Below are 7,505 nucleotides of genomic sequence, written 5' to 3'. Positions count from 1 at the left end.
ACGCCCGGTTACATTCCGAACCCGGAAGCTAAGCCTTTCAGCGCCGATGGTACTGCAGGGGGGACCCTGTGGGAGAGTAGGACGCCGCCGAACAAATTTTGAGCCCCGGCCCCCGAGTTTAATCACTCGGGGGCCGGGGCTTTTTTGCGTACGATCGCGGTATGACGAGCTACACGATACGTGCATCCCGGCCCGACGAGTGGCGTGCCCAGCGGGCCCTGCGGCTGGAGGCGCTCAAGGACCCCGCCAGCAGCGTGGCCTTCGTCAACACGCACGACACCGAGGCCGCGTTCACCGACGAGGTGTGGCAGCAGCGGGGACGGACGCAGGCGTTCATCGCGGAGGACGAGGCCGGCGAACGCGTCGCGAACGTGGCCGTACTCGTGGAGACGGGCGAGGAGTTCGCCGTGCCCCAGACGCATCTGGTCGGCGTCTACGTACGGCCGGAGTTCCGGGGCGGGGCGTTGGCCGCGGAATTGCTGGGTGCGGCGATCGAGTGGTCGTGGCAGCTGCCGGAGCAGGTGCGGCGCGTGCGGCTGTGGGTGCACGAGGACAACCACCGGGCGCAGGCCTTCTACAAGCGGCTCGGCTTCGTCAGGACGGGGAGGACGATGGCGTTCCCGCTGGACGAGTCGCAGACCGAGTACGAGATGGAGCTGGAGCGCCCTTAGGGAGCGCGCTAGGGCAACCGCACCGCGTCCGGGACCTCTTCGAGGAGCGCGGGGGGCTGGGTGCCGAGGACGAGGCGGGTGTCGGCGCGCTGCCACAACGGCCCTCGCCAGTGGTCGCGGGCCTGTTCGGGGGAGCGGAGCACGGCCAGGGTGGGCAAGCCCGCCGAGGTGCCGGTGGCCAGGAGGTCGGGGAGCTCCGGGATCGGCGCGAGGGCGGCGATGTCGTCCAGCACGAGGGTCATTGGTGGGTCGAGCCGACCGGAGGATGACCCTGCGGCCATGCGCCGGCCGTGCTCGACCACGCTGGAGACGAGTGCGGTGAGCAACGGCATCGCACCCGGGTGGGTTCGCGGATCCTCGTTGGGTTCGCCCACCACATAGAGCGTGCCCAGATCCTTGAGGAATGACTCCAGCTCGAGGCCGTCGGCGCGTCCCGGATTGCAGGCGTCCCGGATGTGGACGGAGTTGAGGGACTCCAGGGCGCGGTGGACGAGGGCCTGGGCGGCGTCGCGGCGGTGGGTGTGGGCGTGGAGGACGGACTCGAGCTCCCCGCTCCAGCCGGAGGCGGCCTTGGAGTGCGTGCGCAGGATGCGGACGGCGTCCTGGCCGGAGGTGCCGCCGGCCCAGCGGTGCACCTGGCGGAAGGGCTGGCCGTCGACGGCGGCGGCGTGCAGCCAGCAGCGCAGGAGGGTCTCGGCGGCGTCGAACATCGCGGCGTCGACCGCGGCGCGCGGCCGTACCGGGAAGAGCAGGGCACGCGCGCGGGTGACGGCTGTGGGGACGTCCTCGCAGCCCGAGTGCGGGGCCCAGCGGAGCCGGGCCGGGGTGTCGACCAGGTGGGCCGGGTCGTAGACGTGGACCGGGCCGAGCTTGGCGCGGTTGCCGACGGTCTGGTGAAAGGTGTCCGGGTCGGCGGTGGTGACGAGGACCGGGCCCGCCGCGTTGAGGACGGACGGCTGGACGAGGCGCTTGCCCTTGTCGCTGCGGAGGGCGGCGAAGGCGGCGTAGGTGCGGGTGAGTTCGCGGTCGATGGTCACCGACGGAGCCGCGGGGCCGGCGGCGGGGACGCCGGTGGCAGGCCCCACCGGTGCGGGTTCAGGCTCGGGGGCGGCCGGCTCAGGGGCCTCCACGGGCCGCTGCGCGGCCTGGCGGGTCCGGATGGGGGTCCCCGGCTCCACGGCAGCCTCCGCGGCCTTCTGGACGGCCGTACGGCGTGCCGCGCGGCGCAGCCGGGTGCGGGCGACGACGCCCATCACGAAGACCGTGAGGACGAAGAGCACCATCAACTGCCCGATGAACACGCCCCAGAACAGCCCGGAGCCGGGCAGCCCCGCCGTCGGGGCGGGCCGCCAGGCCCCGGCGATGTCGTGGGGGTCGGCGATGAGGTGGCGCATGGCCACGGGCGTGCGCGTGAAGTGGACCTCGGCCGGCCACGCCCCGTGGGAGACGAGGCCGGCTATCCCCGTGCCCGTCCACACCAGGACGGTCATGCCGAGCAGGAAGCCCATGACGCCGAGGATCAGCCCGTCCGGGATGCCGCCCTCGCGCTCCTGTCCGTGGTGCTGCGCTCTCGCCATGGTCAGGTCCCCGTTCAGGCCACCGCGTCGTCGGCCAGCTGCTTGTCGAGGGAGACCCGGGGCTCGTCGATCCCGTCCGCCCTGTCGTCCTCGTCGGCCGAGGCCTCGGTCATGGCGCGGTCGGTGTAGACCAGCGGCCGTTCGGTCTCCGTGATGAGGTGCTTGACGACCTGCACGTTGCCGTTGACGTCCCAGACGGCGATGCCGGGGGTGAGGGTGGGGATGATCTCCACCGCCCACCGGGGCAGGCCCAGCACCCGGCCGGTCGCGCGCGCCTCGTCGGCCTTCTGGGCGTAGATGGTGCGCGTGGAGGCCATCTTGAGGATCGCCGCGGCCTCCTTGGCGGCGGCGCCGTCCACCACGTCGGACAGGTGGTGGACGACGGCGACGAAGGACAGGCCGAGACGGCGGCCGAACTTCAGCAGTCGCTGGAAGAGCTGCGCGACGAACGGGCTGTTGATGATGTGCCAGGCCTCCTCGACCAGGAAGATGCGTTTCTTCCGGTCGGGGCGGATCCAGGTGTGCTCCAGCCAGACGCCGACGATCGCCATGAGGATCGGCATGGCGATGGAGTTGCGGTCGATGTGGGACAGGTCGAAGACGATGAGCGGGGCGTCGAGGTCGATGCCGGCGGTCGTCGGGCCGTCGAACATGCCCCGCAGGTCGCCGTCGACGAGCCGGTCGAGGACGAGGGCCACGTCCAGGCCCCAGGCGCGGACGTCCTCCAGGTCGACGTTCATCGACTCGGCCGAGTCGGCCATGGGGTGCCGCAGCCGGTCCACGATGTCGGTGAGGATCGGCTGGCGGTCGGTGACCGTGTCGTGGACGTACGCGTGGGCGACCTTCAGCGCGAAGCCGGAACGCTCGTCCAGGCCGCGGCCCATCGCGACCTCGATGATCGTGCGGAGCAGGGCGAGCTGGCCCGTGGTGGTGATCGCCGGGTCGAGCGGGTTGAGCTTGATGCCCCCGTCGAGGGCCGCCATCGGGTCGAGGCGGATGGGCGTTATTCCGAGGGCCTTGGCGATGAGGTTCCACTCGCCGACGCCGTCCTCGCCCTGCGCGTCCAGGACGACGACCTGGCGGTCGCGGAAGCGCAGTTGCCGCAGGACGTACGTCTTCTCCAGGGCGGACTTTCCGTTGCCGGACTCGCCGAGGACCAGCCAGTGGGGGGCGGGGAGTTGCTGCCCGTACAGCTGGAACGGGTCGTAGATGTAGCCCTTGCCGGAGTAGACCTCGCGGCCGATGATCACGCCGGAGTCGCCGAGGCCGGGTGCGGCGGTCGGCATGTAGACGGCCTGGGCCTGGCCCGTGGAGGTGCGGACGGGGAGCCGGGTGGACTCCACCTTGCCGAAGAGGAAGCTGGTGAAGGCGTCGGTGATCGCTGCGAGGGGGTCCAGCATGGCCATGGGTGGAGAGCCTCCTCGGCGTCAGCGGTCGTCGCGCCTGGGGCGCAGGCTCCGGCGTGGCATCGTTGTCCCTGTCGTCCTTCCCATTAGCGCCGTCCCTGGAGACGGTGCGTCAAGTGCGCACAGGCGCATGGTGCTACCTCCCGGCCCCTCAGCGGCGGATGCCGGTCGCGAACGGAAGCGTGTTGACGAACGCCCGGTGGTGTTCGCGGTCGCACCACTCCAGCTTGAGGTACGACTTGCCCGCGGAGGCGCGGATCGTGCGCTTGTCGCGCGCCAGGGCCTCCGGGGAGCGGGAGGAGACCGTGATGTAGCCGACCAGGTTGACGCCCGCGGCTCCGGAGGCGAGGTCCTCGCCGCGCTGGTCGATGCGGGTGTGGTGGGCGAGGTCGCGGGGGTCGACGACGCGGTTCATCTTGGCGGCGCGGCTGGCCTCGGCGTCGTCGTTGGTCTTCTCGGTGAGCATGCGCTCGATGGCGACGTCGGTCGGTTCGAGGTCCATGCAGACGGCGACGGTGCGGATCACGTCCGGGGTGTGGACCAGCAGCGGGGCGAGGAAGTTGACGCCGACGGGGGTCAGCGGCCACTCCTTGATCCAGGCCGTGGAGTGGCACCAGGGGGCGCGGGTGGCCGACTCGCGGGTCTTGGCCTGGAGGAAGGTCGGCTCGGTGGCGTCCAGTTCTGCGGGCCAGGCGTTGCGCCGGGTCATCGCCTGGATGTGGTCGATCGGGTGGTCCGGGTCGTACATGGAGTGGATGAGCGACGCCAGCCGCGCCTGGCCGAGCGGTTGCCGGACCCGGATGTCGGCTTCGGTGAGGCGGGCGCAGATGTCGGTGAGTTCGCGGGCCATGACGGCGGCGATGCCGGCGTCCTTGTCGAGGGACTTGCGGGCGCCGCCCGCGGCGCGGGCGATGGCGTTGCCCTCGGCGGCGAGCTCGCGGCTGTAGTGCATGCACGCGACGAGGTAGGCGCGGTGCTGCTCGGACGAGGTCGACACCATCGACTGCAGCTGGTCGTAGGAGTCCTTGAGCCACTGCTCGGCCCGGTCGTTGCCGCGCTGGGCGACGTCCTTGGCGTGGGCGTCGGGGTCGGCGGGGAGGGTGCGGGCGAGCATCTGCAGCCGGGTGACGAAGCCGTCGCCGTTGGCCACGTGCTTCAGCAGGGTGCCGAAGCGTTCGACCAGGGCCTCCTGGTCCTCGCTGTCGCGCAGGCCGACGCCGGGGCCCTCGATCTCGATGGCGGCGGTCACGGTGCGCCGGTCGACGTGCAGCAGCACGGCGATCTCGTCCGGGCCGAAAGGTGCCGACAGCCAGGTGATGCGGCCGATGCCGGGGGGCGGTCCGATCTCCACCTCGCGGCCGTCGAGCCGGGTGCCGGACTCGGCGGCGGTGGAGCGGTACGTCGCGGCCGACCGCAGTGTGCGGCGGTAGCTGCGGTTGATCTCGAACCAGCGGTAGAAGGTGCGGCGCCGGTAGGGCATGTAGACGGCGGCGAAGGCGAGCAGCGGCCAGCCCGTCAGGCCGAGGATGCGCAGCGGCAGCACGGGGATCAGCAGGCCGCTCATCATGCCGAGGAACGCGCCGACGATGATCAGGGCGATCTCACCGGTCTCGCGGTTCTTGCCGACGATGGCGTTGGGACGTGCCTTGCCGATCAGGTACGTCCGGCGCTGCTGCGGTGCGGCGTAGGGCTGGGACGTCACCGGCTTTCGCCTCCTGCTGTCTTGCTGGTGGTTCCGCCGCCGTTGCCGCGGTCAGGGTTCGTGCGCGGCGCGGGGGCCGGCGCCGGCGCGGTGCCGTTGCGGCTGCTGTGCGCGGCGATGCCGCTGGGCACGGCGTTCGTGGGCTGTGCGCCGCCGCCCGAGGCCTGCTCCTGGGGGCCGCCGCGGGTGCTGTGCGTCTTGATGCCCTGCTTCACCAGCGCGGCCGGGGAGGAGATGACGGCGGCGGCCTGGGACTCGGCGCTCGCCTTGCGGTTGCTGCGGAGGCTGGCCACGTCGTCGCCGAAGCCGGGGACGAAGCGGTAGATCATCGCGCTGGCGAAGATGGCCAGCAGGATGATGGCCAGACCCGATACGACGGCGCCGAACGCGGTGGGCCCGTCGGAGCCGCTGAGCGCGCCCGCGAGGCCCAGCACGACCACGATCACCGGTTTGACGAGGATCACCGCGATCATGATCCCGGCCCAACGGCGCACGTGGTGCCACATGTTCTTGTCGACCAGGCCCGAGTACACGGCGGTGCCGAGCAGCGCGCCGACGTACAGCAGGGCGGCACGGATGACGAGTTCGAGCCACAGGACGCCGGCGGCGAGCACGGACACCAGGGAGACCACGATCAGCATGATCGGGCCGCCGCCGATGTCGGAGTCCTTGGTCAACGCGTCCTGGAACGAGCCGAAGAACGTGTCGGTGCCGGCGGAGGTGCCCGAGGCGATGACCTCCGTGATGCCGTCGGTGGCCGACACGACGGTGTAGAGGATCAGCGGCGTGAAGGCGGAGGCGATCACGGTGAGCCAGAGGAAGCCGACCGCCTCGGTCAGCGCCTCGGTGAGGGGCACCCCGCGCACGGCGCGCTTGGCGACGGCCAGCAGCCACAGGAGGAGCGTGAGGAAGGTGGAGGCGGCGAAGACGACGGCGTACTGGGTGAGGAACGCCTTGTTGGTGAAGTCCACGGCCGCGGTCCTGTTGACGGCCTTGGAGAGGCCGTCGATGACCCAGGCGGCGGCGTCGGCGCAGCCGCGCGCGAGCGAGTCCAGGGGGTCGAGGGGGTCCGCCACGGAGGGGGTGTTCTTGGACCCTGTGCCGCCCTCGCAGTAGTCGCGGGCCTGCCCCACGATCAGGTCGCACGGGTTGCTGCTGCCGCTCGGGCTGGGGGTGGGGCTGGGTGCGGCCGCCGCGCGTGAGGCGGCCAGCACGAGGGTCGTCTGGGCAGCCGCGATTAGGGCGGTCAGGGACAGCGCGCGGCGCCGGTGGCTACCTGGCATACGTGAACCCTCCGTAACCCTGGACCGCGTTGGCGATTTCCTCGGCGTCGGCCGCGCGGTTGTCGCCGTTGACGGGCGCGGGTCCCTCCTTCTGGCCGGACGTCTCGATTCTCCAGTCCCCGTCAACCCAGACGAGTTGCTCGGTGATGGTGAACCACGTCTGGCTCACGGGCTTCGTCGAGCCCTCCCCGGCCAGGCCGACGAGGCCCGTGCTCCACACCTCGACGGTCGCCGCGTTCTTGGAGAAGCCCGTCACGCGGGTGCCCACGGGGACGGTGCGGGAGACGAACGTGTAGCCGTCCGGCACGCTTCCGTCCTCGTTGAGCCCCACGTTGGCGAGGAAACCGGGCGAGTAGGCACGGTCGAGGTCACCTTGGAGGCGGTCGACGACCTCGGGGGCGTGGATCGCCGCGACGATCGTGTGGCGGCGGGCCTCGTCGAACATGCCGTCGGAGCCGAGCGCCACGGCGTAGTTGGCGGCCGCCGACTGCGCGCCCTGGTCGGTGCGGGCGTAACCCGTGGGGATGCCCGCGTCCTTGCCGTTGACCGGCTTCGTGCCGGTGGGGGATGTGGGCTGGGAACGGGCGCCGTTGGAGGAGCCGCCGCTCTGGCTGCCGCCGCCGGGGGAGTCGGAGGGGGAGCCGCCGCCGCGGTTGGCGAAGGCGATGGCGGCGATGAGGAGCACGACGACGCCGACGACCGTGACGAGGCTGCGGCTGGAGCGCTGCGGGCGGCGGGAGGGGCCGCCGGTGCCGGGCGGGGGCTCGGGGAGACGGGTACGGGTCGGGGGGCCGTCCTGGCCGAGGCTCATCGGGGGCTCGCCCCCTCGGGGGTCATCGGGTGAGTGGGCATCAGCAGACAGCCTC

The 7,505-nt window shown here is 71.7% G+C and carries 6 protein-coding genes and 1 rRNA gene; 2 read left to right on the top strand and 5 right to left on the bottom strand.

What is annotated here, in order from left to right:
• Positions 1-93 (top strand): 5S ribosomal RNA (rrf, locus tag ABZ312_RS19835); the annotation flags it as partial.
• Between the two features lie 68 nt (positions 94-161).
• Positions 162-671 (top strand): GNAT family N-acetyltransferase, encoded by a 510-nt coding sequence (locus ABZ312_RS19830; RefSeq protein WP_500330695.1) that lies wholly within the window; start codon positions 162-164, stop codon positions 669-671.
• Positions 672-679: 8 nt separating this feature from the next.
• On the opposite strand, the gene ABZ312_RS19825 is transcribed toward ABZ312_RS19830, so the two are convergent.
• The 5 genes from ABZ312_RS19825 to ABZ312_RS19805 form a co-directional block, all read right to left on the bottom strand.
• Positions 680-2,248, bottom strand: a complete 1,569-nt coding sequence (locus tag ABZ312_RS19825; protein ID WP_500438328.1) for a type IV secretory system conjugative DNA transfer family protein — start codon at positions 2,246-2,248, stop codon at positions 680-682.
• A 14-nt stretch (positions 2,249-2,262) separates the two neighbouring features.
• A complete protein-coding gene (locus ABZ312_RS19820) occupies positions 2,263-3,648 on the bottom strand; it encodes an ATP-binding protein (RefSeq protein ID WP_500330819.1) in 1,386 nt (461 codons plus the stop codon).
• A 157-nt stretch (positions 3,649-3,805) separates the two neighbouring features.
• Complete coding sequence (locus ABZ312_RS19815; protein WP_500330699.1) at positions 3,806-5,356, bottom strand: SCO6880 family protein; 1,551 nt, start codon at positions 5,354-5,356, stop codon at positions 3,806-3,808.
• The gene (locus ABZ312_RS19810; RefSeq protein WP_500360627.1) at positions 5,353-6,639 is read right to left on the bottom strand and encodes a hypothetical protein; all 1,287 of its coding nucleotides are present in this window, start codon (positions 6,637-6,639) and stop codon (positions 5,353-5,355) included. Before ABZ312_RS19810 ends, ABZ312_RS19815 begins: the two co-directional genes overlap by 4 nt.
• Positions 6,629-7,450 carry a DUF8175 domain-containg protein gene (locus ABZ312_RS19805; protein WP_499513096.1) on the bottom strand — a complete coding sequence of 274 codons (822 nt, stop codon included), beginning with the start codon at positions 7,448-7,450 and terminating at the stop codon, positions 6,629-6,631. Before ABZ312_RS19805 ends, ABZ312_RS19810 begins: the two co-directional genes overlap by 11 nt.
• Between the last annotated feature and the right edge of the window lie 55 nt (positions 7,451-7,505).

Source organism: Streptomyces sp. NPDC006207, assembly GCF_040613835.1.
In the GTDB taxonomy this organism is placed as follows: domain Bacteria; phylum Actinomycetota; class Actinomycetes; order Streptomycetales; family Streptomycetaceae; genus Actinacidiphila.
Note: the sequence above shows the minus strand (reverse complement) of the source record. Positions and strands in the feature narration are given on the sequence as shown.